Source organism: Streptococcus sp. 27098_8_73, assembly GCF_041432495.1.
Lineage (GTDB): Bacteria > Bacillota > Bacilli > Lactobacillales > Streptococcaceae > Streptococcus.
The window spans coordinates 1-25,672 of sequence record NZ_JAPVZT010000006.1 but is presented as its reverse complement, the minus strand read 5'-3'; the positions used below and the strand labels follow the sequence as shown (position 1 = coordinate 25,672).

Annotated in this window: 26 protein-coding genes; 20 read left to right on the top strand and 6 right to left on the bottom strand. The window is 44.4% G+C overall.

What is annotated here, in order from left to right:
* Nucleotides 1–87: 87 nt before the first annotated feature.
* From O3651_RS05390 to O3651_RS05350, 9 genes are all read left to right on the top strand, one after another.
* On the top strand, nt 88–546 hold the full coding sequence (locus O3651_RS05390) for a CtsR family transcriptional regulator (RefSeq protein ID WP_371609807.1): 459 nt from the start codon (nt 88–90) through the stop codon (nt 544–546).
* Nucleotides 547–550: 4 nt separating this feature from the next.
* Entirely contained in the window at nt 551–2,980 is a 2,430-nt protein-coding gene (locus O3651_RS05385) for an ATP-dependent Clp protease ATP-binding subunit (RefSeq protein WP_371609806.1), read from the top strand.
* 14 nt (nt 2,981–2,994) lie between these two features.
* The gene (locus O3651_RS05380) at nt 2,995–3,435 is read left to right on the top strand and encodes a GNAT family N-acetyltransferase (RefSeq protein ID WP_045497838.1); all 441 of its coding nucleotides are present in this window, start codon (nt 2,995–2,997) and stop codon (nt 3,433–3,435) included.
* An 84-nt stretch (nt 3,436–3,519) separates the two neighbouring features.
* On the top strand, nt 3,520–4,002 hold the full coding sequence (locus O3651_RS05375; RefSeq protein WP_371609805.1) for an ECF transporter S component: 483 nt from the start codon (nt 3,520–3,522) through the stop codon (nt 4,000–4,002).
* Entirely contained in the window at nt 3,986–4,387 is a 402-nt protein-coding gene (locus tag O3651_RS05370) for a DUF4430 domain-containing protein (protein ID WP_371609804.1), read from the top strand. Before O3651_RS05375 ends, O3651_RS05370 begins: the two co-directional genes overlap by 17 nt.
* Before the next feature lie 184 nt (nt 4,388–4,571).
* Nucleotides 4,572–5,630: an AAA family ATPase gene (locus O3651_RS05365; protein WP_371609803.1), complete on the top strand. Its 1,059-nt coding sequence runs from the start codon at nt 4,572–4,574 to the stop codon at nt 5,628–5,630.
* Between the two features lie 21 nt (nt 5,631–5,651).
* A complete protein-coding gene (gene pnuC / locus O3651_RS05360; RefSeq protein ID WP_371609802.1) occupies nt 5,652–6,467 on the top strand; it encodes a nicotinamide riboside transporter PnuC in 816 nt (271 codons plus the stop codon).
* Nucleotides 6,468–6,521: 54 nt separating this feature from the next.
* On the top strand, nt 6,522–7,310 hold the full coding sequence (locus tag O3651_RS05355) for an NUDIX domain-containing protein (protein ID WP_371609801.1): 789 nt from the start codon (nt 6,522–6,524) through the stop codon (nt 7,308–7,310).
* Between the two features lie 235 nt (nt 7,311–7,545).
* Entirely contained in the window at nt 7,546–8,307 is a 762-nt protein-coding gene (locus O3651_RS05350; protein ID WP_371609800.1) for a hypothetical protein, read from the top strand.
* A 59-nt stretch (nt 8,308–8,366) separates the two neighbouring features.
* Here the strand turns inward: O3651_RS05350 and dusB are convergent, their stop codons facing one another.
* Nucleotides 8,367–9,344: a tRNA dihydrouridine synthase DusB gene (gene dusB / locus O3651_RS05345; protein WP_005591140.1), complete on the bottom strand. Its 978-nt coding sequence runs from the start codon at nt 9,342–9,344 to the stop codon at nt 8,367–8,369.
* A complete protein-coding gene (hslO, locus tag O3651_RS05340) occupies nt 9,331–10,203 on the bottom strand; it encodes an Hsp33 family molecular chaperone HslO (protein WP_285875476.1) in 873 nt (290 codons plus the stop codon). Before hslO ends, dusB begins: the two co-directional genes overlap by 14 nt.
* A 236-nt stretch (nt 10,204–10,439) precedes the next feature.
* On the opposite strand from hslO, the gene O3651_RS05335 reads away from it, so the two are divergent.
* Nucleotides 10,440–10,661, top strand: a complete 222-nt coding sequence (locus O3651_RS05335; RefSeq protein WP_045497807.1) for a DUF4649 family protein — start codon at nt 10,440–10,442, stop codon at nt 10,659–10,661.
* 14 nt (nt 10,662–10,675) lie between these two features.
* Nucleotides 10,676–10,990, top strand: a complete 315-nt coding sequence (gene trxA, locus O3651_RS05330) for a thioredoxin (RefSeq protein ID WP_001029581.1) — start codon at nt 10,676–10,678, stop codon at nt 10,988–10,990.
* Between the two features lie 89 nt (nt 10,991–11,079).
* On the opposite strand, the gene O3651_RS05325 is transcribed toward trxA, so the two are convergent.
* The gene (locus O3651_RS05325; protein WP_285875477.1) at nt 11,080–11,748 is read right to left on the bottom strand and encodes an MIP/aquaporin family protein; all 669 of its coding nucleotides are present in this window, start codon (nt 11,746–11,748) and stop codon (nt 11,080–11,082) included.
* Nucleotides 11,749–11,979: 231 nt separating this feature from the next.
* On the opposite strand from O3651_RS05325, the gene O3651_RS05320 reads away from it, so the two are divergent.
* A complete protein-coding gene (locus O3651_RS05320) occupies nt 11,980–12,324 on the top strand; it encodes a hypothetical protein (protein ID WP_371609799.1) in 345 nt (114 codons plus the stop codon).
* Nucleotides 12,325–12,409: 85 nt separating this feature from the next.
* On the opposite strand, the gene O3651_RS05315 is transcribed toward O3651_RS05320, so the two are convergent.
* Nucleotides 12,410–13,054, bottom strand: a complete 645-nt coding sequence (locus tag O3651_RS05315) for a hypothetical protein (protein WP_371609798.1) — start codon at nt 13,052–13,054, stop codon at nt 12,410–12,412.
* Between the two features lie 255 nt (nt 13,055–13,309).
* Nucleotides 13,310–15,106, bottom strand: a complete 1,797-nt coding sequence (gene pepF / locus O3651_RS05310; protein WP_371609797.1) for an oligoendopeptidase F — start codon at nt 15,104–15,106, stop codon at nt 13,310–13,312.
* 367 nt (nt 15,107–15,473) lie between these two features.
* On the opposite strand from pepF, the gene pnp reads away from it, so the two are divergent.
* The 7 genes from pnp to O3651_RS05275 all read left to right on the top strand — a co-directional run bounded on the left by pnp (nt 15,474) and on the right by O3651_RS05275 (nt 23,731).
* Nucleotides 15,474–17,672 carry a polyribonucleotide nucleotidyltransferase gene (pnp, locus tag O3651_RS05305; RefSeq protein ID WP_371609796.1) on the top strand — a complete coding sequence of 733 codons (2,199 nt, stop codon included), beginning with the start codon at nt 15,474–15,476 and terminating at the stop codon, nt 17,670–17,672.
* An 88-nt stretch (nt 17,673–17,760) separates the two neighbouring features.
* Complete coding sequence (gene cysE / locus O3651_RS05300) at nt 17,761–18,378, top strand: serine O-acetyltransferase (RefSeq protein ID WP_005591130.1); 618 nt, start codon at nt 17,761–17,763, stop codon at nt 18,376–18,378.
* A gap of 175 nt (nt 18,379–18,553) precedes the next feature.
* Nucleotides 18,554–19,318, top strand: a complete 765-nt coding sequence (locus tag O3651_RS05295; RefSeq protein WP_371609795.1) for a nucleoside phosphorylase — start codon at nt 18,554–18,556, stop codon at nt 19,316–19,318.
* 8 nt (nt 19,319–19,326) lie between these two features.
* A complete protein-coding gene (locus tag O3651_RS05290; protein WP_371609794.1) occupies nt 19,327–19,848 on the top strand; it encodes a dihydrofolate reductase family protein in 522 nt (173 codons plus the stop codon).
* A 17-nt stretch (nt 19,849–19,865) separates the two neighbouring features.
* Nucleotides 19,866–21,209, top strand: coding sequence for a cysteine--tRNA ligase (gene cysS, locus O3651_RS05285; protein WP_371609793.1), 1,344 nt, complete (start codon nt 19,866–19,868; stop codon nt 21,207–21,209).
* A complete protein-coding gene (locus O3651_RS05280) occupies nt 21,202–21,594 on the top strand; it encodes a Mini-ribonuclease 3 (RefSeq protein ID WP_002908701.1) in 393 nt (130 codons plus the stop codon). The genes cysS and O3651_RS05280 overlap by 8 nt, the downstream gene beginning before the upstream one ends.
* A gap of 289 nt (nt 21,595–21,883) precedes the next feature.
* Nucleotides 21,884–23,731: an APC family permease gene (locus O3651_RS05275; RefSeq protein WP_371609792.1), complete on the top strand. Its 1,848-nt coding sequence runs from the start codon at nt 21,884–21,886 to the stop codon at nt 23,729–23,731.
* Between the two features lie 79 nt (nt 23,732–23,810).
* Here O3651_RS05275 and O3651_RS05270 read toward each other — a convergent pair whose 3' ends face one another.
* Nucleotides 23,811–24,776, bottom strand: coding sequence for an aromatic acid exporter family protein (locus O3651_RS05270; protein ID WP_371609791.1), 966 nt, complete (start codon nt 24,774–24,776; stop codon nt 23,811–23,813).
* A gap of 258 nt (nt 24,777–25,034) precedes the next feature.
* Between O3651_RS05270 and rpoE the strand changes: the two genes are divergently transcribed.
* Nucleotides 25,035–25,625, top strand: coding sequence for a DNA-directed RNA polymerase subunit delta (gene rpoE / locus O3651_RS05265; RefSeq protein WP_015604416.1), 591 nt, complete (start codon nt 25,035–25,037; stop codon nt 25,623–25,625).
* Nucleotides 25,626–25,672: the final 47 nt, after the last annotated feature.

Genomic DNA, 25,672 nt, shown 5'->3' with positions numbered 1-25,672 from the left:
ATTTTTTCGGTATAATAGTCAAAGATAGTCAATGTTAGAGAAGACTTGAATGCTTATTTTTAGATATAACAGATAGAAAGGTATATCATGGGCATCAAAAATACCTCGGATAGTATAGAAGAATATATCAAAAGAATTTTGGCGCAGGCGGGCATGGTCGAGCTGAAGCGCAGTGAGTTAGCCGATGTTTTTCAGGTGGTTCCGAGTCAGATCAATTATGTGATTAAGACACGCTTTACGGAGAGTCGGGGCTATATCGTCGAAAGCAAGCGCGGTGGCGGTGGCTATATCAGGATTGGTAAGATTGAATTTTCCGATCGGCACCAGATGCTGTCTGATTTGTTGGCCAATGTCGGTGAGTCGCTCAGCCAGCCAGTTTTTTCAGATATCTTGCAGCTGCTCTTTGATGAAAAAATTATCAGCCAGCGTGAGGGGAAACTCCTCCTAGCGAGTGCCAGCGATGCTGTCTTAGGGACAGAGGCTCCGAGGATTCGAGCCAGAATGTTACGGAAAATTTTGCAGCAACTAGATAGAAAAGGAAATTAAGAATATGAATTATTCAAAAGCTTTAGTAGAAAGCTTGGAAGCGGCTCAACTTTTAGCCGGTCATTTTGCTACCGATTATTTAGAATCGTGGCAGGTGCTGATGGCTCTGGCTAATAATCCCTACAGCGTGGCAGGATCGGCTCTAAATGAATTCCCTATTGAAGTGGATAAACTGGAAGAAGCGGCCTTTGACATTACTGGAAAAGAGTACCAAAAAAAGGGCGGTTTTGACTTATTGCCTTTCTCTCACCGTTTGGAGGAGCTCTTTACTCAAGCAGGGCAGATTGCGGAAGCCGTCCACGCTAAAAGCCTAGGAACAGAGCACCTGCTCCTAGCCATGCTATTTGACCGTGGGACCTTGGCAGCTCGTGTGTTAGAAGCTGCAGGTTTCGGCTATGATGATAAGAGTTCAGCCCCTCGATTCAGTGATTTGCGAAAGGTTTTAGAGCAGCGTGCTGGCTGGGGCAGAGAGGAAATCAAATCGATTCGCTCGCTAAATAAAAATACGGCCTCTGCTAAACAAACCATGGCGAATATGATGGGCATGCCTCCTTCAACTAGCGGTGGCCTGGAAGACTATACTTGGGATTTGACAGAACTGGCTCGGACTGGTCGTCTGGAACCAGTTATCGGGCGGGATGAGGAAATTTCTCGGATGATTCAGATCCTCAGCCGCAAGACAAAGAATAATCCAGTACTAGTTGGTGATGCGGGGGTTGGTAAAACTGCTTTGGCACTGGGCTTGGCTCAACGCGTGGCAGCTGGTCAGGTTCCAGCAGAACTTGCCAAGATGCGCGTCTTGGAATTAGATTTGATGAATGTTGTCGCTGGGACTCGTTTCCGCGGAGACTTTGAAGAGCGGATGAACAATATCATCAATGATATCGAAGAAGACGGCCATGTCATCCTCTTTATCGATGAGCTGCATACCATCATGGGCTCTGGCAGCGGGATTGATTCGACCTTGGATGCGGCCAATATCCTGAAACCGGCTCTGGCTCGGGGAACCTTGCGAACAGTTGGTGCTACGACGCAGGAAGAGTATCAGAAACATATCGAAAAAGATGCTGCTCTGTCTCGGCGTTTTGCCAAGGTCACTATTGAAGAGCCTACTGTGGCCGATAGCATTGCTATTTTGCAGGGTTTGAGAAAGAGCTATGAGGATCACCACAAGGTGCAGATTAGTGATCAGGCCATTGAAACAGCGGTCAAGTATGCTCATCGCTACCTGACCAGCAAGCATTTGCCAGACTCTGCCATTGACCTTTTGGATGAAGCCAGTGCAACTGTGCAGAATAAAGGACCGCAGAATTATAAACAGTCGGATTTGACGCCTGTGGATCAGGCTTTGATGGCTGGAAAATTTAAAAAAGTCGGCCAGCTACTGGCAAAAGAGCAGGAGTCAACTGTTTACAAGCTGAAGGTGGAAGCAGGGGATATCTTAGAGACTCTCAGTCGCTTGTCAGGTATTCCTGTGCAGAAATTAACTCAGACAGATGCCAAAAAATATCTCAACTTGGAAAAAGAACTACACAAGCGGGTTATCGGACAGGATGCAGCAGTTTCGGCTGTCAGCCGAGCTATTCGTCGCAATCAATCGGGCATTCGCACTGGTAAACGCCCAATTGGTTCCTTTATGTTCCTAGGGCCAACGGGTGTCGGGAAGACAGAGTTGGCTAAGACCTTGGCAGAAGTTCTCTTTGATGATGAATCAGCCCTGATTCGCTTCGACATGAGTGAATATATGGAGAAATTCGCAGCGAGTCGTCTCAACGGGGCGCCTCCGGGCTATGTAGGCTACGAGGAAGGCGGCGAATTGACGGAAAAGGTTCGCAACCGTCCATATTCAGTTCTTCTCTTTGACGAGGTAGAAAAGGCTCATCCAGATATTTTCAATGTCCTCTTGCAGGTCTTGGATGACGGCCAGTTGACCGATAGCAAGGGCCGCAAGGTGGACTTCTCCAATACCATCATTATCATGACCAGCAATCTGGGGGCAACAGCCCTGCGGGATGATAAGACGGTTGGTTTTGGGGCGCGTGATATCCGCTTTGATCAGACCAATATGGAAAAACGCATTCTGGAAGAGTTGAAAAAGACCTACAGGCCTGAATTTATCAACCGGATTGACGAAAAGGTGGTCTTCCACAGTCTGTCTGCTGAGGATATGCAGGAAGTGGTCAAGATTATGGTGCAACCGTTGATTAAGAGTCTGGCAGAGCAAGGCATCGTGCTTAAATTCCAAGCTAGTGCCCTGAAATTGCTGGCTCAGGAAGGTTACGATCCAGAAATGGGAGCGCGGCCGCTGCGCCGTACCCTGCAGACGCAGGTGGAGGACAAGCTGTCTGAGTTGCTCCTGACGGGAGATTTAGCAGCTGGTCAAACGCTTAAAGTTGGCGTCAAAAACGGTCAACTCAAATTTGAAATGACTTAGGGAGGATGTGTGCAATGGAAATTCGTGTGATGACAGAAAAGGATTATGCCTCTGTTTACCAGCTGTGGCTCTCTTGCGCTGGTATGGGGCTCAATAACTTAGATGACTCTGAAGAAGGGATTGCCCGTTTTTTGAAGCGCAATCCTGAGACCTGTCTGGTTGCCTTGGAAGGGGAGAGCTTTATAGGTGCTATTCTAGTTGGCACAGATGGACGTAGAGCGTACATTTATCATACAGCTGTCCATCCATATTTTCGTAGAAAAGGAGTAGGCAGAGCTCTGGTCGAACAGGCCTTGTCAGCAGTGAAAAGACTTGGTATCCATAAAGTATCGCTGGTCGTTTTTGAAAGAAATGAACTGGGCAACCATTTTTGGCAGGAGCTGGGATTTTCAGTTAGAAATGATCTGCTTTACCGAGATCAAGGACTAACGGAGATGATTCGACAGGATACATAAAAAGCTGATTTACTTAGCATTCTTGCTAGGCTAATCAGAACCGTGTTATCCTACTGAAGAATATCGTTTAGAAAGGCAGAAACTGTGTCTCTTCGTTATCTTGCTCGAATAGCTCTTCTGGCGGCTGTCTGCGTCGTGCTTCGCTATGCTTTTGCTGGTCTGCCCAATATCAAGCCGATTACAGCGCTGTATTTTCTCTTGGTGGATTTTGAGGACTTGAAGGGCTCTCTTCTAGTCATGTCTATCAGTATCTTTGTATCTTCATTTCTCTTTGGAATGGGACCATGGGTTCTTTTCCAGATCTTATCCTTTGCGGTGGTCATTTGTCTATGGTATCTGCTGTATCGGCGACTAGGCTTGATTGGCCAGAGTATGTTGGCCTTGCTTTTAGCCTTTAGCTATGGTCTTGTGATTGATGGTATCACAGCCTTGCTTTATCAAATGCCTTGGTGGACTTATGTGGCAGCGGGAGCAGGCTTCAATCTAGCCCACGCCTGGTCCACGATGCTCTTCTATCCTATTTTGTATTTTATTTTAAGGAGACTTTATCATGAAAAAAATCTTTAGTTTATTTACGCTTACCTTTGCTCTCTTTTTAGTGGGCTGTAGCAATAATCAAACAAAAAACGATACCAGCTCTAGTTCGGCTGCTTCTTCCGTCAAAAAGGAACTGGAAATCAGTATCAGTATTGCACCAGAAGGTCAGGAGAAGAGCGAGAAAACTGTGGCTGTTGCAGAAGGAAAAACAGCTATGGACGCATTGAAGAAGGCCTATAAGGTCGAAGAAAAAGATGGTTTTATCACTTCAATTGACGGTCATGCTCAGGATGAAGCGAAAGGTCTCTACTGGATGTTCAAGGTCAACGGAGAAATGGCTCCTAAGGCAGCCAATCAAATCACTGTCAAGGATGGTGACAAGCTAGAATTCTACCAAGAAGTCTATCAGCAATAAATCTTGTAGAAAAAGAATCTGATGCTTAAGACATTAGGTTCTTTTTTTGCGCTTAATGCAGTTTTAAAGTGTCTGAAAAATATTTTTATAAATTTTTATAAAAAACTATTGACAAAAGAAAAATATAGTTTATAATAAAATCATAGAAAGAATAAATTATAAAAAACAATAAAAAGGTGAAATTATGAAAAAACAAATTGCAATCGTCTTTGGAACCTTTGCTCCCTTGCATCAGGGGCATATCGATTTGATTCAGAAGGCGAAGCGTTCTTACGACAAGGTGCGCGTGGTGGTTTCTGGTTATCAGGGAGACCGTGGAGAGGAAGTAGGTCTGTCTCTGCAGAAGCGCTTCCGCTATACGCGGGAGACTTTCGCAGATGATGAACTGACTCAGGTTTATAAACTAGACGAAACTTCTTTCCCTCGCTATCCTCTGGGTTGGGATCAGTGGTTGCCCGCTTTATTGGACTTGGTGGACTATGATGCAGAAGGCGAGGAACTGATTTTCTTTGTTGGTGAGGCAGACTATCAAGAAGAGTTAGAAAAGCGTGGCTTCAAAACTTCTTTTGAGGAGCGGCAGTTTGGGATTTCAGCTACGATGATTCGGGAAAATCCTAGCCTTTATTGGAAATATATCGCCCAACCTTTCCGCCGTCACTTTACCAAGAAAGTGCTGATTATGGGTAGCGCCAGCAATGGTAAAACAACCTTGGCCAAGGATTTGGCTCGCTTTTATGATGCTCCGGTTAGTCTGGAATATGCTCGAGAATACCAGATTCAAAATAACGTGCGAGACGATGAGCTGACACCTAAGGACTACTATTATTTGCTCCTGGGACAATATGCTCAGACTTCCCGCTTAATTGACAGCAGCGCCAACCGTGGTCTGGTCGTGGCTGATACAAATTCGTTGGTAACCAAGGCTTACTATGATTATTATCTGAAAGAAAGTCCCGTTCGAAACGAGGAGACAGAGACCTTTGACAATCTCTTTGCTAGCATTTTGTCTAAGGAAAAATGGGATTTGATTCTCTTTGCTGAGCCGATCGGAGCCTATGTCAACGATGGCTTTCGCGATATGAGTATGGCAGACGAGGCTATCCGCAGTGATTTTTCAAGCTATCTGAAAAAGCTGAGAGAGCAGTCTTTGGCTCATATTCCGACGGTCTATCTGGCTGGCAGTTATTTGGACAATTATCAGGCGGCCAAAGAAGCGATTAACAAGATTTATCAAGCAGATTAAAAAAGAAAGTGGTAAAATAGAATGGTAGTAAAAAATCAAAAACTCTCTCCTGCAGCTCTCTCCGCAGGACTAAAACAAAAATCCCAAACCTTTGCTCGGAATTTCCAGAATGTCTGTGCAGCAGCAAAAGAACAGGGCTTTAGCGGTATTGCCAAATTGCTCTGGCAGGATTTATTTGGCGGGCGTAGCTTGTCTCAATGGCTCTACTTAATTGCTCTTTCCAGTCTGCCCTTCATTCTGGAGTTTACCAGTGGGCAGAAGCAACATGATTGGTTGGGACTCTTTGCTTCTTGGACGGGCATCGTCTGCGTCATCTTAGTAGCTGAGGGGCGGGCTAGCAATTACCTCTTTGGAGCTGTTAATTCGGCGATTTACCTCATCTTGTCCTTTCAGGCTAGCTTTTATGGAGAAGTGCTGACTACGGTTTACTTCTTTATTATGCAGCCGATCGGTCTTTACACTTGGTTGTCCAACCGAGTCAATGAACAAGATAAGGAAGAACCCTCTCATTTTGAAGCTAAGAAGTTAGACTGGCGTGGTTGGCTTAAATATTTGGCCTTGACTGCTCTGATTTGGATTGGTATGGGCTTTGCCTATAAGAGTATTCACAGTCACCGGCCTTTCCGTGATAGCGTGACAGATGCGACCAATGGTATCGGTCAGCTTCTCATGACTGGTCTCTACCGCGAGCAGTGGATCTTCTGGATTGCGACCAATCTCTTCAGTATCTATCTCTGGTGGGGTAGCAACCTTCACATACAGGCTATGTACTGGGTCTATACTCTCAATAGTATCGTCGGATGGTATCAGTGGACCAAGGCGGTGAAGAAAGCTTAGACTAAGATTTGAGATTTTTTGATAGAAAAAATAGCTTAGGAAAGGAAGAAACTCATGACCAAACAGGATATCCCAGCGGGAATGTCGGAAAAAGAGTACTACGAAACCATGGCGGATGAGTCCGCCTTTTTGGCATGGTACAAGACACAGGATTTGCCAAAGTACGAGACGCCCAGCGTAACAGCAGATATGGTGGCCTACTGCTTCGTAGAAGGTCAGATAAAACTCTTGGTCATCAAGCGTAAGGCTCACCCTTATCAAAATAAATATGCTTTGGTAGGAGGTTTTGTAGACAAGCATGAGGATGCCTATCAGGCCTGCATTCGGGAAGTCAAGGAAGAGGTGGGGCTGGAGATACCGCTGGAAAAGGTGGAGCAGCTGATGACGGTATCTACTCCTGGGCGTGATCCGCGAGGTTGGGTCATCACTATTGCCCATCTGGTCTATCTGCCGGCCATAGCAGTAGATCAAGTACAAGCTGGAGATGATGCCAAGGAAGTCACCTTTCTTGATGTAGACTTTAAGACAAGGAGTTTTAGAGACGGTGAGCGGGTCCTGACAGCAGAGGACTTTGCCTTTGACCACTACCAAATCCTGCTGGAGTCTATCAAGCGCATTCAGGGGCGACTGGACTGGAATCCAACTTTTCTCCATTTGCTGGAATCGCCCTTTACCGTCTATGAAGGAACCGAGTTGGTCAATCTCATCACGCCTAGACGCCCCATCGTCAGCAATAATTTTCTAGTTAAATTTGGAGAATACTTGGAGGAGGCTGGCGTTAAGCGCGTGCCTAAGAAGAAACCAAGAAAAGTTTATAAACTGAAGACAGAAAAATCGGATTAAAAGGAAATTGATGATATAGTTTACTTGCAGGACAAAAATGTTCTGCTTTTTTTATTTTTATTACGAATATAAAAGTAGCGACATATCTGCTGAGGAAGAGAGGAGACCTAAGTTCTAGATGCTATTTGCTTCAAAATTTTTTGAAAAATTCCATTTATCTAGTTGACATGTTTTATTGCAAGTGTTACAATAATATTACAAAAAGATTTCTGAATATTACAAAGGAGAAGAAAAAATGAAAACTAAGACTTATACAAAATTGATGGCTGCTACTGTTCTAGCTTCTAGCTTACTTTTAGGGGCTTGTGGTCACAAAGAAGAAACCAAGACTAGCACAAGTGCTAATAAGACAGTACAAACTTCTTCCAGCTCTAAAGTTACTTCATCTAGCAAAGCTAGCAGCGCTCCAAAAGCCAGCAGCAATGCTTCTTCAAATAAAACAGTAGGGCAAGCAGAACAAGTACAGAAAGCTGTGGAATCCGTTCAACCTTCACAAAACCAAACACAACAAGGAGTGGATCAGCAAGTTCAAAGTCAACAAAATACACAGGCTCAACCAAGCCAATCTCAACAAGCTCCTAGTCAACAAAATACGCCGACTCAACCAACTAAACCAAATCAAGCAACTCAGCCAGCCCAACCGAGTCAACCAGCTCAAAATCCAGCTACTGATCGTCAGCTTCAAAACAAGCAGGCAGAAACAAATGCTCGTTATAAAGGCGTTTTGAATATGGTCGATGGAGATTTCTCTGCAGCTGCTGGCAGTTGGACAGATGCAGGAGGTAGTACAGTGACTGTTTCAGCAGGCGGACAGTTTAGTGTCAAGTCAGCGAATGGAACTGTCAATACTTACCATGTTGCTTCATATGCTTATACTTTGGATGATGGTCGCTATACAGCTCAGCTGGGTTCTGCTGAACCGTCTGCTCCTAAATTGGGCATCCAAATCACCACTGGCGCTGACGGTAAAGTAGCTAGTGTTCAATTGATCAAATAAGAAAAAAGAAATTTGCAAAAAAAGGAGGCACCTTTGTAGATGCTTCCTTTCTTATTTCTTTAATGTTGGAGTTGCAAGAGTTCCTCGATCTCTGCCAATGTGCTGGCCTGTGAAATGGCACCGCGAAGTTTAGCTGCACCAGATGTCCCACGAAGGTAGTGAGGAGCGAGTCCGCGGAATTCACGAACGGCTACGTTTTCTCCTTTGAGGTTAATCAAGCGTTTCAAATGTTCGTAGGCGATTTTCATCTTGTCCTCAAAAGTCAAATCAGGGAGGATTTCTCCTGTTTCAAAGTAGTGGTTGATTTGATTGAAGAGGTAGGGATTTCCCATAGCTGCACGGCCAATCATGACAGCATCAGCACCGACTTCTTCGATACGTTGTTTGGCTTCTTGCACGCTGCGGATATCACCGTTGGCGATGAAAGGAATCTTGGTCAAGGCTTGGGCTACGTCGTGCAAGGTCTCAAGGTCTGCGTGACCTGTGTACATTTGTTCACGGGTACGGCCATGCATGGCAAGGGCAGAGACTCCTGCAGCCTCAGCAGCTAAGGCATTCTCCACGGCTAAGGATGGATCAGACCAACCTGTCCGCATCTTGACTGTCAGAGGGATATCCAAAACGGACTGAACCTTGTTGATAATTTTATAGATTTTCTCAGGATCCTTGAGCCACATAGCGCCAGCTTCGTTTTTGACGATTTTGTTAACAGGGCAGCCCATGTTGATATCGACGATATCCGTCTTGGTATTTTCTTGGATAAATTCTGCTGCGCGCGCCAAACTGTCCTCGTCACTACCGAAAAGCTGGATAGAAACGGGATTTTCGCCTTCATCGATGTGAAGCATGTGAAGGGTTTTTTCGTTGTTGTACTGGATGCCCTTGTCAGAGACCATTTCCATCACGACCAGGCCTGCTCCTAGCTCTTTGGCAATGGTTCGGAAAGCAGAGTTGGTTACGCCAGCCATAGGCGCCAGAACCGTACGGTTGGGAATTTCGACATTTCCAATCATAAAAGGGGTATTAAGATTTGTCACGAATCAGTTCCTCCAAGTCATTTTGGTCAAAGTGGTAGGCTGTCTGGCAGAATTGACAGATGATTTCAGCCCCGTGGTCTTGGTCACGCATCTCTTCTAAGTCAGCCTTTGGCAGGGTAGCCAAGGCATTCATGAAGCGCTCTTTGCTGCAGTCGCACTGGAAGCGAATTTCTTCTTCAGACAGGCGTTTGTAGGGCTCATCTCCATAGATGGCAGCCAGCAGAGCTTCAATGTGATCATCGGATTCTAACAGCTTAGAGATAGCAGGCATTTCTTGGATCCGCTTCTCGAAGCGAGTAATATCAGCTTCTTTGGCACCAGGCAGAACTTGTACCAAGAAACCACCAGCAACCTTAACTTTATCATGCTCATCCAAGAGAACATTGAGGCCAACGGCAGAAGGAGTCTGCTGGCTTTCAGTCAGATAGAAGGCCAGGTCTTCGCCGATTTCACCAGAAATGAGTGGTGTCATAGAATTGTAGGGATTGCCAGTACCGTAGTCCGTGATAACCAAAAATTGACCAGAGCCGACAAAGGGACCAACCAGAACTTCGCCAGTAGCTGTCTTTTTAATATCGACACCGGGATTTTGCACATAGCCCTTGACATTGCCCTCGGTATCTGCCACGGTGATGATGGCGCCTAGCGAGCTGGTCCCGAGAACCTTGACGGTGATCTTGGTCTGGCCCTTTTCATTAGCCGCCAAAATCTGGCTGGCAATCAGTGTGCGACCAAGTGCAACGGTAGAGCTTGCTTGAGTTTGATGTTTTTCTTGAGCGGTCCGAACCGTCTCTGTGCTATCCAGCACATAAGCACGGAAAGAACCATTTTCTGAGATAGTTTTAATAATTTTGTCCATACCTTTTATTTTAACATAAAAATAAAAACAAACGTAGCCTTTGTGCTTGTTTTGTCAAAGATTTCTTCTTTACATTGTTCTAGAATCAAGTTAAACAAAAGGAGAAGATTGATCAATCAGGATTCAAAGGCATCCTTTTACGATCTAGCAGTAGCGGATGCGTTTGATTTGACAAATGTAACAAATTTGGTTACAATTGAATCATAAATTACGAATGGAATCAAAAAGGAGAGCATATGATTGAAATTACCTATCTAGATGCAGCTAAGTCAGAACGGAAGATAACTTTCGAGTCTTATGAGGAGTTTGAACTATCACAGCAAGCCTGCCTGATCGGGGTGGCGGATTATCATCCAGTTAAAAAGTTAGTTTATAATGGTCATGATTTGGACTACCATGGGACTTATGGAGATGTTTACTTTTTCCTGATGAAACAGGATTTGAGCCAATATAAGTAAAAAGGAGAACTACAATGGCAAAAGCAATTACAGATGCAACATTTGAACAGGAAACAAAAGACGGTTTGGTCTTGGTAGATTTCTGGGCAACTTGGTGTGGCCCATGTCGTATGCAAGGTCCAATCTTGGATAAATTGTCTGAAGAGCTTTCAGAAGATGTCTTGAAAATCGTCAAAATGGATGTTGATGAAAATCCAAACACAGCTCGTGCCTTTGGAATCATGTCTATCCCAACCCTTCTCTTCAAAAAAGACGGTCAAGTGGTCAAGCAAGTCGCTGGTGTTCACACAGCAGAACAAATCAAGGCCATCGTTGCTGAATTGAGCTAAAAGTAAAGCACTCCCATTCGAAACGGGGAGTGTTTTTGCATAGAAAAAGCCCTGTTCCTCAAATTGAGGACAGGACTCTTTTTCGTTTCTTATTCTTCTGTGCCAAGGCAGTTTTTAGCAACAAGAGCTGCAAGAACACCACCAACGATTGGAGCAAGGATGAAAATCCAAACTTGTTGAAGGGCCGCGCCACCTACCAATACAGCAGGCGCTAAGCTACGAGCTGGATTCACTGAAAGTCCAGTGATGTTCAATCCCACAAGGATCATAGCTGTCAAGGACAAACCAATCACCAAACCAGCAATCGCACCATTTCCCTTGCTTTCTGAAGTCACGGTCATGATCACCAAAACAAACAAGAAAGTTGCGATGACTTCAAACAGGAAACCACCAAAGACAGTTACACCACTTGCCAAGGCATTTTCACCAAGACTAGCAGTTGACATGCCTGAGTTTGCCAAGAGGAAGAAGACTGCACCTGATGCAAGGAAAGCTCCAACCACTTGTCCAAGGATGTAGTTGACAAGGTCTTTCGATGACAAGCGTTTGTTTACAAACATAGCGATTGAAACAGCTGGGTTCAAGTGAGCACCTGAAACAGTTCCGATTGAGAAAGCTGCTACCACGATTGCCAAACCAAATGCCAAAGCAATTCCAAGGTGTCCAAGACCTTTAACACCATTTCCAAAAACAACAGCTCCTGTTCCGATGAACACAAGCATGAAAGTACCGATTAATTCAGCGACAAATTTTTTCATTTTCTATCTCCTTTTTAAAAAATCTATGTATTAGTCTATCAAAACAAACAGGTGGATTCAAGAAAAGTGCTCTGAACATATATTTTGGCTGGAATATCCTTTGTTTATTACAGGAAAAATAGAGTAAATGGTCTATCTTTCAGTTTTTTTGTTGGAAAATATAGTTTTTAGGTTATAATAGGAAGAAGGTAAATTAACGATATTCTACAAGGTATAGAAAGGGCGCTGTTTATGCTTGAGTCATTATCGCAGTTCGGCTTTATTTTGATGGTTTTTACTCCGTTTATTGCGGTGCCGATTTTCTGTTTCTTTGTGGGCTGGATGATTCCTAGGTCGCAAATAACGGAAAAAAGCATCATGGCTGTATTAAGCTTTGTCCTTTTTTGCTTGGTTTTGATTTCATATTATGCTCCTCAACTGTTGGGAATGTTTTTTTGGGGGCTTATCTGGTTCTTTATTGGCCTCCTACGTGCTAAATATTATAGCAAGTCACAGTTCTGGATAAGGTGGCTTATATTTAGCGTCTGTTTTACAATCTATATTTTGGTTTATCTATATTTCTTTAAACTTTTTTAAAAATTTAGCTTCAAATGTCATTTTAGGGACAGATTTATTGAATTATGTAAAAACAGACTGAGACATTTTTGTCTCAGTCTGTTTTTTATTCCTTGCTTGTATGCCGTTTTCCTGAAGCAATAGCATCTGCCTCAGTCATGGCTACGACTCGATCAAAACGTGTATTGGATGGCATATTCTCCATGCTATACCAATAGACATCTGCTTTTCCGTATCGAGCGACATAAACGGTTCTTGTTTGTTGCTGTTCTGCTGCTTGTCTCTCGGCTTCTTGACGTGCTTCCTCTGCAAGGCGTGCTTCTTCAGCCCGTTGGTTAATTGCGTTTTGGACTTGGCCAATGCGATCAGTCAAGCTAGATTTTGTATTTGGATCTGCAACGCGTTCGACAGCAGCTTGTGCTGAAGAAATATTTTCTTGAACTGGATTGTTTTCGAGTTGTTGGACAGCTTGATCAGCAGCTTCAGCAATTTGCTTAGCTTCGGCTTCCTTACGCGCTTGTTCCTCGCGTGCTTTTTTCTCCTCCTCCTGCTTTTGTTTCTGTGCTTCTTGTAACTCTTTTTCTTTGCGTTCCTTCTCTTTCTTTTCTTTTTCCTTGGATGTTGAGGAACTACTTATTTTAGAAGAGGATGAGGAATAACTAGAGCTATTATCTGTTTCCGCGTGATTGCTGCTACAACCTACAAGGAGCAGAACAAAGGTAAGGGTGAGCAAACGAAAGATTTTTTTCATGATAAAGTCTCCTTAGAGGTCTAGACTCGGACATTTGATCCAGAGTATTCAGAGGTCAGTAGACTGATGTAACACTAGCAGGTAATGTGCTATATCGGTACTAACATGCTACTAATAAAAATATCGTAGCCAAAGGTAAAAGCTGTGTAGTGACAGGTATCCCAGGTTCCGTTTGTATGGAACGAAAGATAAGGACTAAATTTGAAAATGGGAATGATGAATTGAATATTGTTGCTATTAGAATAACTACAAAGTTTACTCCCCCAACTCCTCACTGTAAGCAATAATCTGATCAACTGTGTCGGACAAGAACTGAATCGTGTCACGAAGGGGTTTGTCTGTCGAAATATCTGCTCCAATAATCATAGCTGACTCAAGCGGAGTCTTGCTGCCGCCAGACTTGAGCAGTTCAAGCCAGTCACGGGCACCATTCTCATCATTTTTTAGGTGTAGGTAGCCGGCGGTAGAAATGACCAAGCCTGCGGAGTAAGTGTAGCTGTACAGCCCCATGTAGTAGTGGGCTTGACGCATCCAAGTCAGGGCAGCATCGTCATCAATCTCAACGGCATCGCCCCAGAATTCTTTCAAGACTTCTTTCATGATAGCGTTGAGTTTGCTTGCACCGAAGGTTCCGCCTTCTTCGATCAAAGTATAGACCTTGCGTTGGAAGGCAGCTTCCAGCAAGTGGGTAATGAAGTTGTGGAAGTAAGTATCCGTCAGACGGTGAGCCAGGGCAAAGCGTTTCTGGCGTGGGTTATCAAACTGGCGCTCCAGATAATCACTGAGCAGGAGCTCATTAAAGGTAGACGGTGCTTCCACATAGTAGGTGGACATGTGGGCGTTGAAATAGCTTTGGTGATTGTCGGAGAAGATGAACTGACCAGAGTGACCGATCTCGTGAATTAGAGTATAGACATCGCTCATGCGACCAGTCCAGCTCATGAGGACATAAGGGTGAACCCGATAAGGATCAGCAGCATAGCCTCCAGAATCCTTTCCAGCATTGGCCGCAAAGTCGACCCAGCGTTCTTCTTTATAGCGGGCGATTTCTTGGCAATATTCTTGTCCTAGAGGCTCGACTGATTTCATGACGAGGTCGTAGGCATCGTCAATGCTGACTTCGGGATTGAGCTCGCTGTCCAAGTCCAGCTTCCAGTCGGCAAAGGTTATTTTTTCAAGTCCGTTGACCTTAGCTACATGCTTGAGGTATTTCTGAGCTACTGGAGCAAATTCGCTCATAATCAAGTCGATCTGCCGGTCAAACATAGAGCGATCAACTTCTTGCTCAGCCAGTAAGTAGTCAAAGACAGAGTCATAGCCCTTCATGTCAGCTAGTAATTTTTCAGACTTGACCTGAGCCAGATAGGCAGCTGCAGCAGTGTTTTGGTGCTGACGAAGACCTTCAGAGAAAGAGCGGAAAGCTTTTTCGCGGATTTCTGCATTTTCATGGTTTTGGTAAAAATTCTCATAGGTGACAAAGCTATTTTTGTAAACTTTGCCGTCTACTTCAAAGTCAGCCATGGTAAAGTCGCCAGCCCGCATCTTGGTGTAAATATCCTGTGGACTGTAAAAGACTTCGCCCAGATTGGTCAAGGCTTTTTCGACGTCTGCTCCCAGATAGTGGGCTTTTTTGATTTTAGCTTGGCGGATGGCTGAGGTCAGATGGGGCTCTTTACCTAGTTTCTCTAAGACAGCTTCATCTGCACTGATTAGGGCGTCGTCAAAGAAGCTGAGTGCGACATTGGCCTCGGTCTCAAACTCCATGGCTGCTTGGGCAATCTGCGCAAAGCTCTCGTTACCAAAGTCAGTGGTCTGTGGCATAAAACCGTAGTTACCGATGTGGCTGATTTGGATATAAATCTGCTCTAACTCAGCAAATGCCCGCTCAAAATCTTCGAAAGTGCTAAGCTTGCCTTGGTAATCACGGACGAATTTCTGGATGTCCTCTCTGGCCTTTTCGATGGCCCGCAGGAAGTCCTCTTGGTCTTGGTAAAGGGCCGTTAGATCCCAGAGCTCATTTTCTGGAAATTCAGAACGATGTTTTTGTTCCATAGTTTACTCCTTTTGATTAAATAACTATATTCAGTATAGCAAAAAATCCTTTAGAATGCCGTGATTATAGGAAAAAATTAGGGAAATATGATTTCAGCTGTCTGCTTATAAAAAGGAAAAATAGATTTTTATTACTTTTATAGAAAAAAGCCATTTCCAGTCTTTTTCTTTTGGCTGAAATTGTGGTAAAATAGGGTCTATACGTGCTTGATACAAAGATGAGGATATAATAAGCTACTAAGACTATGATATTAAAGCGAAAGTGCTAACTGAACACGTCCGATGAGTTGCTTAAGGGTTTCATATCTTGATCTTTGTAGCCAAGGCGTATGAAAAAATTTGAGCATGTGCTCGGCAAGGAGTCTTTATGACAAAACAAGTTTTTAAAACCGTTTTTGCAGGTCGTGAGCTGGTAGTTGAAACCGGTCAGGTTGCAAAGCAGGCAAATGGCAGCGCCGTTGTTCGATATGGAGAAAGTACCGTTCTAACTGCGGCAACCATGTCCAAAAAGATGGCTACTGGTGACTTTTTCCCATTGCAGGTCAACTATGAGGAAAAAATGTATGCGGCTGGGAAATATCCTGGTGGCTTTAACAAGCGCGAAGGCCGTCCGTCAACAGATGCGACTTTGACTGCCCGCTTGATTGACCGTCCGATTCGTCCTATGTTTGCGGAAGGCTTCCGCAATGAAGTTCAGGTTATCAATACCGTTCTTTCTTATGACGAAGATGCTTCGCCTCAAATGGCTGCGATGTTCGGTAGCTCTCTGGCTCTTTCTATCTCAGAAATTCCTTTTAATGGCCCGATCGCAGGAGTTCAGGTCGGCTATGTGGATGGTGAATTTATCATCAACCCTAGCAAGGAACAAAAAGAGGTTTCGCTTTTGGAATTGACAGTGGCTGGCACCAAAGATGCCATCAACATGGTAGAATCTGGAGCTAAGGAGCTGTCTGAAGATATCATGCTGGAAGCTCTTCTCAAAGGGCACGAAGCGGTCAAGGAATTGATTGCCTTCCAAGAAGAAATTGTCGCAGCGGTCGGCAAGGAAAAGGCTGAAGTAGAATTGCTGCATGTTGATGAAGTGCTGCAGGCAGAGATTGTCGCGGCCTACAACAGTGACTTGCAAAAGGCTGTTCAGGTAGAAGAAAAGCTGGCGCGTGAAGCAGCAACTCAGGCTGTCAAAGACCAAGTCACAGCAGTCTATGAAGAAAAATATGCAGACCACGAAGAATTCGACCGTATCATGCGTGATGTGGCCGAAATCTTGGAGCAAATGGAGCATGCAGAAGTGCGTCGTTTGATTACAGAAGATAAGGTCCGTCCTGACGGTCGTAAGGTTGATGAAATCCGTCCGCTGGATGCGGAAGTGGATTACCTGCCGCGCGTGCATGGTTCTGGTCTCTTTACTCGTGGGCAAACCCAAGCCTTGTCTGTTCTGACCTTGGCACCAATGGGCGAAACGCAGATTGTGGACGGCTTGGATCCGGAATACAAGAAACGCTTCATGCACCACTATAATTTCCCGCAATATTCTGTCGGTGAGACAGGCCGTTATGGGGCTCCTGGCCGTCGTGAAATCGGACACGGTGCTCTTGGGGAGCGTGCCTTGGAGCAAGTTTTGCCTAGCTTAGAAGAATTCCCATACGCTATCCGTCTGGTAGCAGAAGTCTTGGAATCAAATGGTTCTTCTTCACAAGCTTCTATCTGTGCGGGAACTCTAGCTCTGATGGCTGGTGGTGTGCCGATTAAGGCGCCAGTTGCCGGAATTGCCATGGGCTTGATTTCAGATGGCAGCAACTACACGGTTCTGACGGATATTCAAGGTTTGGAAGACCATTTTGGTGATATGGACTTTAAGGTAGCTGGTACTCGTGAAGGGATTACAGCCCTGCAGATGGATATCAAGATTGAAGGAATTACAGCAGAAATCCTGACAGAAGCTCTGGCTCAGGCTAAGAAAGCCCGCTTTGAAATTCTGAACTTGATTGAAGCGACCATTCCGGCTCCACGTCCAGAATTAGCTCCAACTGCTCCGAAAATCGATACCATCAAGATCGATGTGGACAAAATCAAGATTGTCATCGGTAAAGGTGGCGAAACCATCGACAAGATTATCGCTGAGACTGGTGTTAAGATTGACATTGACGAAGAAGGAAATGTATCCATCTACTCTAGCGACCAAGATGCGATTAATCGTGCTAAGGAAATCATTGCTGGCTTGGTCCGTGAAGCAAAAGTGGACGAAGTTTACCATGCCAAGGTTGTTCGGATTGAGAAATTCGGTGCCTTTGTCAACCTCTTTGACAAGACCGATGCCCTCGTTCACATCTCTGAAATGGCTTGGACTCGAACCAACAATGTCGAAGACTTGGTACAAATTGGTGATTTTGTCGATGTTAAGGTCATTAAGATTGACGAAAAAGGCCGCGTAGATGCGTCTATGAAAGCTCTCTTGCCACGTCCGCCTAAGCCTGACAAGCCAAAGAGAGACCACGATAAACATCAGGAAAAAGGGCATTTTCATAAGAAACATGAAGACGCCCCTAAAACTAAATCGGAAGAATAATGAAAAGGGAGTGATCAGGCTCGATTACCTTACAAATTTCTTTGTGTAGGGCCTGCTCCCTTATTTTACCTAATGAAAGGAGAAGAAGATGGGCTGGTGGAAAGAAGCCATTGAGATTGTAAAAGAAAATGATCCAGCTGCTCGTACTTCGCTGGAGGTCATTCTGACTTATCCAGGTGTCAAGGCCTTGGCAGCCCACCGTCTTTCTCATTTCCTCTGGAAGAGAGGCTTTAAGCTACTGGCACGCATGCACAGCCAATTTTGGCGCTTTTGGACTCAGATTGAGATTCATCCAGGTGCTCAGATTGAGTCAGGTGTTTTCATTGACCATGGTGGTGGATTGGTTATCGGCGAAACGGCCATCGTGGAAAAGGGTGCGCTTCTGTATCATGGCGTGACCTTAGGCGGAACTGGTAAGGATACAGGGAAACGGCATCCGACTGTGCGTCGGGGCGCCTTGGTCTCTGCTCATGCTCAAGTCATTGGCCCAGTTGAAATTGGTGAAAATGCCAAAGTTGGAGCTGGAGCAGTTGTTGTGGCCGATGTACCTAGTGATGTGACCGTAGTTGGAATCCCTGCCAAGATTGTGCGTGTTCATGGTCAGAAAGATGAGCCAACCATCCACGAGGTGGAAGAACAGCGAGAATATTATCTGGACAAGCTGGAGCATGCCCGCGAAGCCAGCCACCATTCGTCGGAGCTCTAAGAAAGACTTATTTTGAACAGTAACAAGACATCTTAGGAGGTCTTGTCAAGGAGTAATTTGGCAAACTGTAACTCAATGGGCTCACTATAAGTGAAGCCGAAAAGATGTGACCAAACTTTGCTGTCAAAGAAAAAGACGAGGATGGCTTTGCTGAAGTCCTAAAGGAAGAGAAGCTATGTTATTAGAGGAATTTGAAAATGTAGCAGCAGTCATTGAGCCAACTGAAAAGCCAGTCCATGACAAGGGTGAGGTGTGCGAAACCATCATCCTTTCCTTTAACGGGGAAATTCTGAAACGTTTGATTGAGTCAGAAAAAGTCTATCAAGGAGGCTATTTAAAAAATCTTAACGGACAATTCCCTTGGTATGTATATAATTATGATGGAAATCAAGTTGCGGTCATGACTGCGCTTATTGGAGCTCCATCAGTGATTGGCCAACTGGAGGAGTTGGCGGCCAGAGGCTTCAAGAATTTCATCATTCTAGGTTCCTGTGGCGTTTTGGATCTCTCAATTGATGCGGATAAGATTATCTTGCCGGCTGAGGCTTTGCGAGATGAAGGAACTAGCTATCACTATGCCCCACCGGGTGACGAAGTTGCCTATGACGAGTCTCTATTAGTTAAGCTAGAAGCCATCTTTGACAAGCACAATATTGAGCATATCCGCACCAAGTCTTGGACGACTGATGCCTTTTATCGAGAAACACCTGATAAGGTCAAGCGTCGCTTGGCCGCTGGAGCTCAAGTGGTGGACATGGAAGCTTCAGCTATCATGGCTTGGAGTCAATTTCGCAAGACCAAGGTCTATCAGTTCTTCTACACAGCTGACTATGTGGATCATCATAACCGAACCTGGGATGCCCGCCATGAAGAGCGGACAGCTGATGCCATGACTTTTTTCACTATCGCTTTGACAATAGCAAAGGAACTAGAAAGGTAACTACAAGAATGGCAGTATATTTTTACGGCTGTATCACCATGGATGGCTACTTGGCAGACAGCCAGCATAGGATAGACTGGCTGCATCAGCTTGGTTCTGTAGAGGATACAGGCTATGATGACTTTTACAGGCAAATGGATATCACCATCATGGGCAAGCGGACCTTTGAGGAAATCCAAGATTTGCAAGATGTAGAAAGTTTTTATCAAGCTACGGAAAATTATGTCTTTACGCATGATAGGCACCTGCCTGTCAGCAATTACCAGCTAGTAGCTGGGGATGTGGTGGACTTTGTTCACCAGATTGACAAAGGCAAAAATGTCTTTGTGATTGGTGGTAATTCCTTGGTAGGACCGCTCTTGGATGCGGATCTTTTCGACCACCTCATTATTCAGATAGCGCCCCTTATCCTAGGAAAGGGGGTACCCCTCTTTACCCAAGAGGAAGGGCAGCGCTTTTACCAACTGGATAGCCTCAGACAATTTGGCCCTTTTGCAGAGCTGGTTTTCAGCCGAAAAAGTCAGAAATAGAGAAGGGAGTGGACCGCATGATTAAAATTTACGACACCATGACCCGCAGCCTACGTGAATTTGTGCCCATTGAAGAGGGCAAGGTTCGCATGTATGTCTGCGGTCCGACGGTTTATAACTATATCCATGTCGGCAATGCCCGCTCAACAGTAGCTTTTGACACAGTTCGTCGCTATTTTGAGTATCGGGGATTTGAGGTCAATTATATTTCCAATTTTACAGATGTAGATGATAAGATTATCAATCGGGCCAAGGAAGAAGGCATTACGCCTCAAGAGGTGGCTGACAAGTATATCGCTGCCTTTCGTGAGGATGTGACGGCTTTGGGTGTCAAGCCTGCGACCCGCCATCCGCGGGTGGTGGAGTTTATGGCTGACATCATCCGCTTTGTGGAGGATTTGATTGACAAGGGCTACGCTTATGAGTCAGAGGGGGACGTCTATTTCCGCGTCGAAAAGTCTCACAATTATGCCAAACTAGCCAACAAAACCTTGACAGACTTGGAGTTGGGTGCTTCTGGTCGGACAGATGAGGAGACCGCCCGCAAGGAAAATCCAGTAGACTTTGCTCTCTGGAAGGCGGCTAAGCCGGGTGAGATTTCCTGGGACAGTCCTTGGGGAGCAGGTCGTCCGGGCTGGCACATCGAGTGCTCGGTCATGTCAACGGAGATTTTGGGTGATATTATTGATATCCACGGGGGCGGGGCAGACTTAGAATTTCCTCACCATACCAATGAAATCGCCCAGTCAGAGGCCAAGACTGGTCAGACTTTTGCCAACTACTGGATGCATAATGGCTTTGTCAACATTGACGATGTTAAGATGTCCAAGTCTCTAGGCAATTTCATCACCGTTCATGATGCCCTCAAGACCATTGATGGTCAGGTGCTGCGTTTCTTCTTTGCTACCCAGCATTATCGTAAGCCGATTAATTTCACGGAAAAAGCTGTCCGCGATGCAGCGACCAATCTCAAGTATTTGAAACATACCTATGAGCAACCTTTCACTGGTCAGGCTGACTCTGCTCAGCTTCAAGCCTTTCTAGACAAGTTCACCGCTGCTATGGACGAAGATTTCAATGCGGCCAACGGTATCACAGTTGTCTTCGAGCTAGCCAAGTGGATCAACTCTGGTAATTACACCGATGAAGTTAAGGCAGCCTTTGCCAAGCTCTTAGAAGTTTTTGGTATCGTTTTTGTAGAAGAAGTCCTGGATGCGGACATTGAGCGCTTGATTGAGGAACGCCAAGCAGCGCGGGCTAATCGGGATTTTGCGACTGCGGATCGTATTCGGGATGAATTGGCCGCTCAGGGCATCAAGCTTTTGGATACTAAGGACGGAGTGAGGTGGACACGTGACTGATGTCAACCTGATTAACGGCATTGCCCTCGCTTTTGAGGGTGATGCTGTCTACTCCATGTATATCCGGAGGCATCTGATTTTTCAAGGACTGACTAAGCCCAATCAGCTGCATAGGGAAGCGACCAAGTACGTCTCTGCCAAGGCTCAGGCCAATCTCATCTCTCTTATGCTGGAAGAAGGGATTCTGACGGAGAAGGAAGAGGATATCTACAAGCGTGGCCGCAATGCCAACAGCCACACCAAGGCTAAGAATACGGACATCGTCACCTACCGTATGTCTACCGGCTTTGAGGCAGTCATGGGCTACCTGCATATGACCGAAGCAATTGAGCGACTGGAAGAGCTGATTGACTGGTGTATTCGGAAGATAGAGGCTTCGTTCTGATGCACTGCTATCTTACTTATTCTGAGATTGAACTCTTTTACTAACAATCACTAGGATTTAAGAGATTTATATATCAAAGACGAGTTTTACATAAAGCTCGTTTTTTGATGCTCCTATATAAACAAGCATGTTGTCTACAGAAAAACTGGAAAATTTTATAGAAGATTGAGTTTAAAACTTTAAATATATAATTGGATGAAAAGTAGGAGATTGAAATTTATTTTCAGAAAAGTATTGACATGTTTTCTGAAAAGGAGTAGAATGGCTCATGTTTTTAAAGGAGGAACTTATGTTTTCCAAGCTAAAAGGCTTTTTTATTGGACGCCCATTAAAATCTGGAAAAGAGGGCGAAGATGGCCATTTATTGACTAAGATGCAAGCTTTAGCCATGCTCTCCAGTGACGCTTTATCTTCGATTGCTTATGGACCAGAGCAGGTTGTTTTAGTCTTGACTTCTGTTTCTGTTGGTGCCATTTGGTGGTCGCTTCCCATAGGAATTGTCGTATTGATTCTATTAGCGAGTTTAACGATTTCCTATCGTCAGGTCATTCATGCTTATCCTCAAGGAGGAGGAGCTTATATGGTGACGACAGAAAATCTATCTCCAACGGCAGGTTTGATTGCGGGTGGAAGCTTACTGGTAGATTACATGCTGACAGTAGCCGTTTCGGTCGCTTCTGGAGCGGACGCAATTACCTCTGCGATTCCCGTCTTACACCCTTACAATTTACATATTTCCATTTTCTTAGTTCTCTTGTTGATGCTAATGAATCTCCGAGGATTAAAAGAATCGGCCACTTCCTTGATGATTCCTGTCTATCTTTTTATTGTCAGCACCTTATTGTTGATTGGTTTTGGTTTTGTGCAAATCCTGACAGGAAATTTAGACTATCACGCAACTGCGCGGATTGGTAGTCCGATTGCTGGAGTCAGTTTGATCTTGCTGCTTCGTGCCTTCACCAGCGGCTCTGCTTCCTTGACAGGAGTGGAAGCTATTTCCAATTCAGTTCCCTTTTTCAAGAAGCCTAAAGCCCATAATGCCGCAGCCACCCTATCGATTATGGCCTTAATCCTAGGAATCATGTTTGCTGGTATTACCTTCTTGAATTATTGGATTGGCATCGTGCCTGTCAAAGGTGTAACGACTCTGGCTCAAATGGCGCAAGCGATTTTGGGAACTTCTGCTTTTGGTCGTATCTTGTTTTATGTTTTCCAATTGTCGACTGCTTTAATCTTAGCAGTGGCAGCCAATACAGGCTTTTCAGCCTTTCCGATGCTTTCCTACAATATGGCTAAGAATAAATACATGCCACATATGTACATGGAAAAAGGAGATCGTCTGAGCTATTCTAATGGCATTTTCACCCTGGCTTTTGGAGCTATTGCACTTTTGTTTATCTTTAAGGGAAATACAGAACGCTTGATTCCCCTGTACACGATTGGTGTATTCGTACCCTTTGCTCTCTCCCAAACCGGCATGGTTGTCCATTGGAAGAAAAAATATGGAAATACTTTCTTGAAGCATTCGATTGCGAATATCCTTGGTGCGATCATTTGTTACGGGATTGTCCTTATCTTACTCTTGTTCCGTCTCCAAGATATTTGGCCTTTCTTCCCTATTATCATCGTCTTGACTTGGCTGTTTTTGTCTATCAAGCAGCATTATAATAGAGTCGCTAAACAGTTGAGATTGCATGACCACATTGAGCGCCAGAACTACACTGGTAATACAGTAATTGTCCTGGTCGGGAATGTTACCCGAGTCAGTGTTGGTGCGATGAGCTATGCGCGCAGTATCGGAGATGAAGTCGTAGCAATGCATGTTTCTACAGCAGAGACAGCTGAAAAAGATGCTGAAGTCGCCGAGGAATTTGCTGACTACTTCCCTGATATTCGTTTTGAGACAGTTACGACTAGCTATCGCAATATCATCAGTCCGACAGTTCAGTATGTGATTAAGGTAGCCAAGCGAGCCAAAAAAGAAGGAAGAACAGTGACAGTCCTAGTACCTCAGTTCATACCTAAAAAGAGATGGCAAAATGTCTTGCATAACCAGATGAGTTTAAAATTAAAATACTATTTGAAATGGTATGAGGATGTCGTGGTTGCAAGTTATTCTTATCACTTAAAAGAATGAGCTAATGCCTTTACTGAATGAGAAAAAGGAGTTGAAGATTTTTCAACTCCTTTTATTATTTATCGGACATAGCATAAAGTTAATTTGTCTGTACTTTTTGGTAATTTTGATAAAATTCTACTTTAATCTTAATAAAAGTTTCCAAGTCTCGTAAAAGTTGCAGAAGTGTAGCGCGGGTTTCAAATTCTTGCCGAGTCTTAGGAAGTGGGCGTTCACGAAAGACAGCCAAGAAGGTTTCGATTTCTTCAACTAGTTCGTGAGCAGGATTTTCTTGACTGAGCTGTTGGGCTGTCTTGGAGAAAAGACGTGCTAAAATCAAGCTCTCACTGGCTGCCAATTGACAGTTGTTGATATTTCCTGCCATGTCTTTTAGAATGCGATTTTGCGCCTGCCGCATTTCAAAATAATGAATATGGTAGTTGGTTTGATGAAAGAGGTGGTTGGAGTGGTCCAGATAGACCAGTTGTAAGGCTTCTTGAAGGATAGTATCTAGTTCCTTGATTAGAGTTGCATCGTTTCGACCGTCTCCAGCTTTTAAGAAATATTCAAAACGCAGTAGAATTTTCTTCAGTTGCTCTTCAACTTGAATATGATAGTTATCAATATCTTGCTGGTTTGAAGCCATATATAAATTAGCTAGGAGAGCGAATCCCGTTCCGATGAGGAAGACAGCCATTTCGTTAGCCAAAAGAGACCAAGAAACAGAATGGGCCAGCAGCAGATGAGTGACTAAAACTGTGCTGGGGGTGATGCCTATTTCCCAGCCAAAGAGATAAGCGAAGGGAACGTAGAGCAGGATATAAATCCCTAAGCTCCAAAGGTTAAATCCTAGAAGGATGAAAGATAAGCTCCCGATGGCTAGTGCTAAAATAGTAGACAAGAGGCGGTTGCGGGCTAGTTTGATAGTGCTTCTGCGGGTGTCGGAAACGCTGAGGATGGCAATGATACCGGCTGATATAGCATTGCTTAGGCCTAAAAAAGCAGCTAGAGCCGCGGCAAGACATGTTGCAAGAGCTAGTTTGATGGTACGTTGGAGGAGAGGCATAAGCTTCTTTCTATTTCATAAAGTTTTATCTATTATATCACATGATTAGCCGTAGACATGTGAGCATAATATGTCAATGTTTAAAAATTGCAGAAAGGTGCTGCTCCATAGATGTTACGATTATGGTAGAATGACTGGAGTTGAAAAGTCGGATAGTCTAGGTGAAATTTTTTTGACTAGACGGCAAATTTATCGTACAATAGAAAGTAGCGAAAAAATGCCTGGCTAAATGCCTGTGTAATCTTAAGGAGAATAACTTTGGAATTAGAAGTATTTGCAGGACAAGAAAAAAGTGAGCTTTCGATGATTGAGGTAGCACGTGCCATCTTAGAATTGCGCGGGCGTGACCATGAAATGTATTTCGATGAGCTTGTCAATGAAATTCAAAATTATCTGGAAAAATCAAATAGCGAGATCCGAGAAGCGCTGCCTCTATTTTATACAGAACTGAATGTAGATGGCAGTTTCATTCCACTTGGTGACAATAAATGGGGTCTTCGTTCTTGGTATGCGATTGACGAAGTCGATGAAGAAATCATCGCTTTGGAAGAAACGGACGAGGAAGACGAACCTAAGAAACGCAAGAAAAAACGCGTTAATGCCTTTATGGACGGCGACGAAGATGCAATTGATTACAGCGATGATGATCCTGAAGATGAGGACTCATATGAAGAGGATCCAGCTCTTTCATACGATGAAGACAATCCAGATGATGAAAAGAGTGAGGTTGAAGCCTACGATGCTGAAATCAATGAAATAGCTCCAGATGATCTCGGCGAAGAAGTTGAGTTAAATGAAGAAGACGATGAATATTCTGACGATGATCAGGATGTTGAAGACGAAGAATAATAATCAAGAAACAACTGCTTTTTGAAGCAGTTGTTTTTGCGTTCTAA

Excerpts from the sequence above, each read along its gene's own strand:
- O3651_RS05390 (WP_371609807.1), top strand. The coding sequence starts at position 88 with ATGGGCATCAAAAATACCTCGGATAGTATAGAAGAATATATCAAAAGA.
- hslO (WP_285875476.1), bottom strand. The coding sequence starts at position 10,203 with ATGGACAAAATTATTAAAACTATCTCAGAAAATGGTTCTTTCCGTGCT.
- O3651_RS05370 (WP_371609804.1), top strand. The coding sequence starts at position 3,986 with ATGAAAAAAATCTTTAGTTTATTTACGCTTACCTTTGCTCTCTTTTTA.
- O3651_RS05295 (WP_371609795.1), top strand. The coding sequence starts at position 18,554 with ATGTTATTAGAGGAATTTGAAAATGTAGCAGCAGTCATTGAGCCAACT.
- O3651_RS05270 (WP_371609791.1), bottom strand. The coding sequence starts at position 24,776 with ATGCCTCTCCTCCAACGTACCATCAAACTAGCTCTTGCAACATGTCTT.
- O3651_RS05385 (WP_371609806.1), top strand. The coding sequence starts at position 551 with ATGAATTATTCAAAAGCTTTAGTAGAAAGCTTGGAAGCGGCTCAACTT.
- cysS (WP_371609793.1), top strand. The coding sequence starts at position 19,866 with ATGATTAAAATTTACGACACCATGACCCGCAGCCTACGTGAATTTGTG.
- pepF (WP_371609797.1), bottom strand. The coding sequence starts at position 15,106 with ATGGAACAAAAACATCGTTCTGAATTTCCAGAAAATGAGCTCTGGGAT.
- O3651_RS05380 (WP_045497838.1), top strand. The coding sequence starts at position 2,995 with ATGGAAATTCGTGTGATGACAGAAAAGGATTATGCCTCTGTTTACCAG.
- O3651_RS05325 (WP_285875477.1), bottom strand. The coding sequence starts at position 11,748 with ATGAAAAAATTTGTCGCTGAATTAATCGGTACTTTCATGCTTGTGTTC.
- O3651_RS05365 (WP_371609803.1), top strand. The coding sequence starts at position 4,572 with ATGAAAAAACAAATTGCAATCGTCTTTGGAACCTTTGCTCCCTTGCAT.
- cysE (WP_005591130.1), top strand. The coding sequence starts at position 17,761 with ATGGGCTGGTGGAAAGAAGCCATTGAGATTGTAAAAGAAAATGATCCA.
- O3651_RS05315 (WP_371609798.1), bottom strand. The coding sequence starts at position 13,054 with ATGAAAAAAATCTTTCGTTTGCTCACCCTTACCTTTGTTCTGCTCCTT.
- pnp (WP_371609796.1), top strand. The coding sequence starts at position 15,474 with ATGACAAAACAAGTTTTTAAAACCGTTTTTGCAGGTCGTGAGCTGGTA.
- pnuC (WP_371609802.1), top strand. The coding sequence starts at position 5,652 with ATGGTAGTAAAAAATCAAAAACTCTCTCCTGCAGCTCTCTCCGCAGGA.
- O3651_RS05275 (WP_371609792.1), top strand. The coding sequence starts at position 21,884 with ATGTTTTCCAAGCTAAAAGGCTTTTTTATTGGACGCCCATTAAAATCT.
- O3651_RS05350 (WP_371609800.1), top strand. The coding sequence starts at position 7,546 with ATGAAAACTAAGACTTATACAAAATTGATGGCTGCTACTGTTCTAGCT.
- O3651_RS05355 (WP_371609801.1), top strand. The coding sequence starts at position 6,522 with ATGACCAAACAGGATATCCCAGCGGGAATGTCGGAAAAAGAGTACTAC.
- trxA (WP_001029581.1), top strand. The coding sequence starts at position 10,676 with ATGGCAAAAGCAATTACAGATGCAACATTTGAACAGGAAACAAAAGAC.
- O3651_RS05320 (WP_371609799.1), top strand. The coding sequence starts at position 11,980 with ATGCTTGAGTCATTATCGCAGTTCGGCTTTATTTTGATGGTTTTTACT.
- O3651_RS05335 (WP_045497807.1), top strand. The coding sequence starts at position 10,440 with ATGATTGAAATTACCTATCTAGATGCAGCTAAGTCAGAACGGAAGATA.
- O3651_RS05290 (WP_371609794.1), top strand. The coding sequence starts at position 19,327 with ATGGCAGTATATTTTTACGGCTGTATCACCATGGATGGCTACTTGGCA.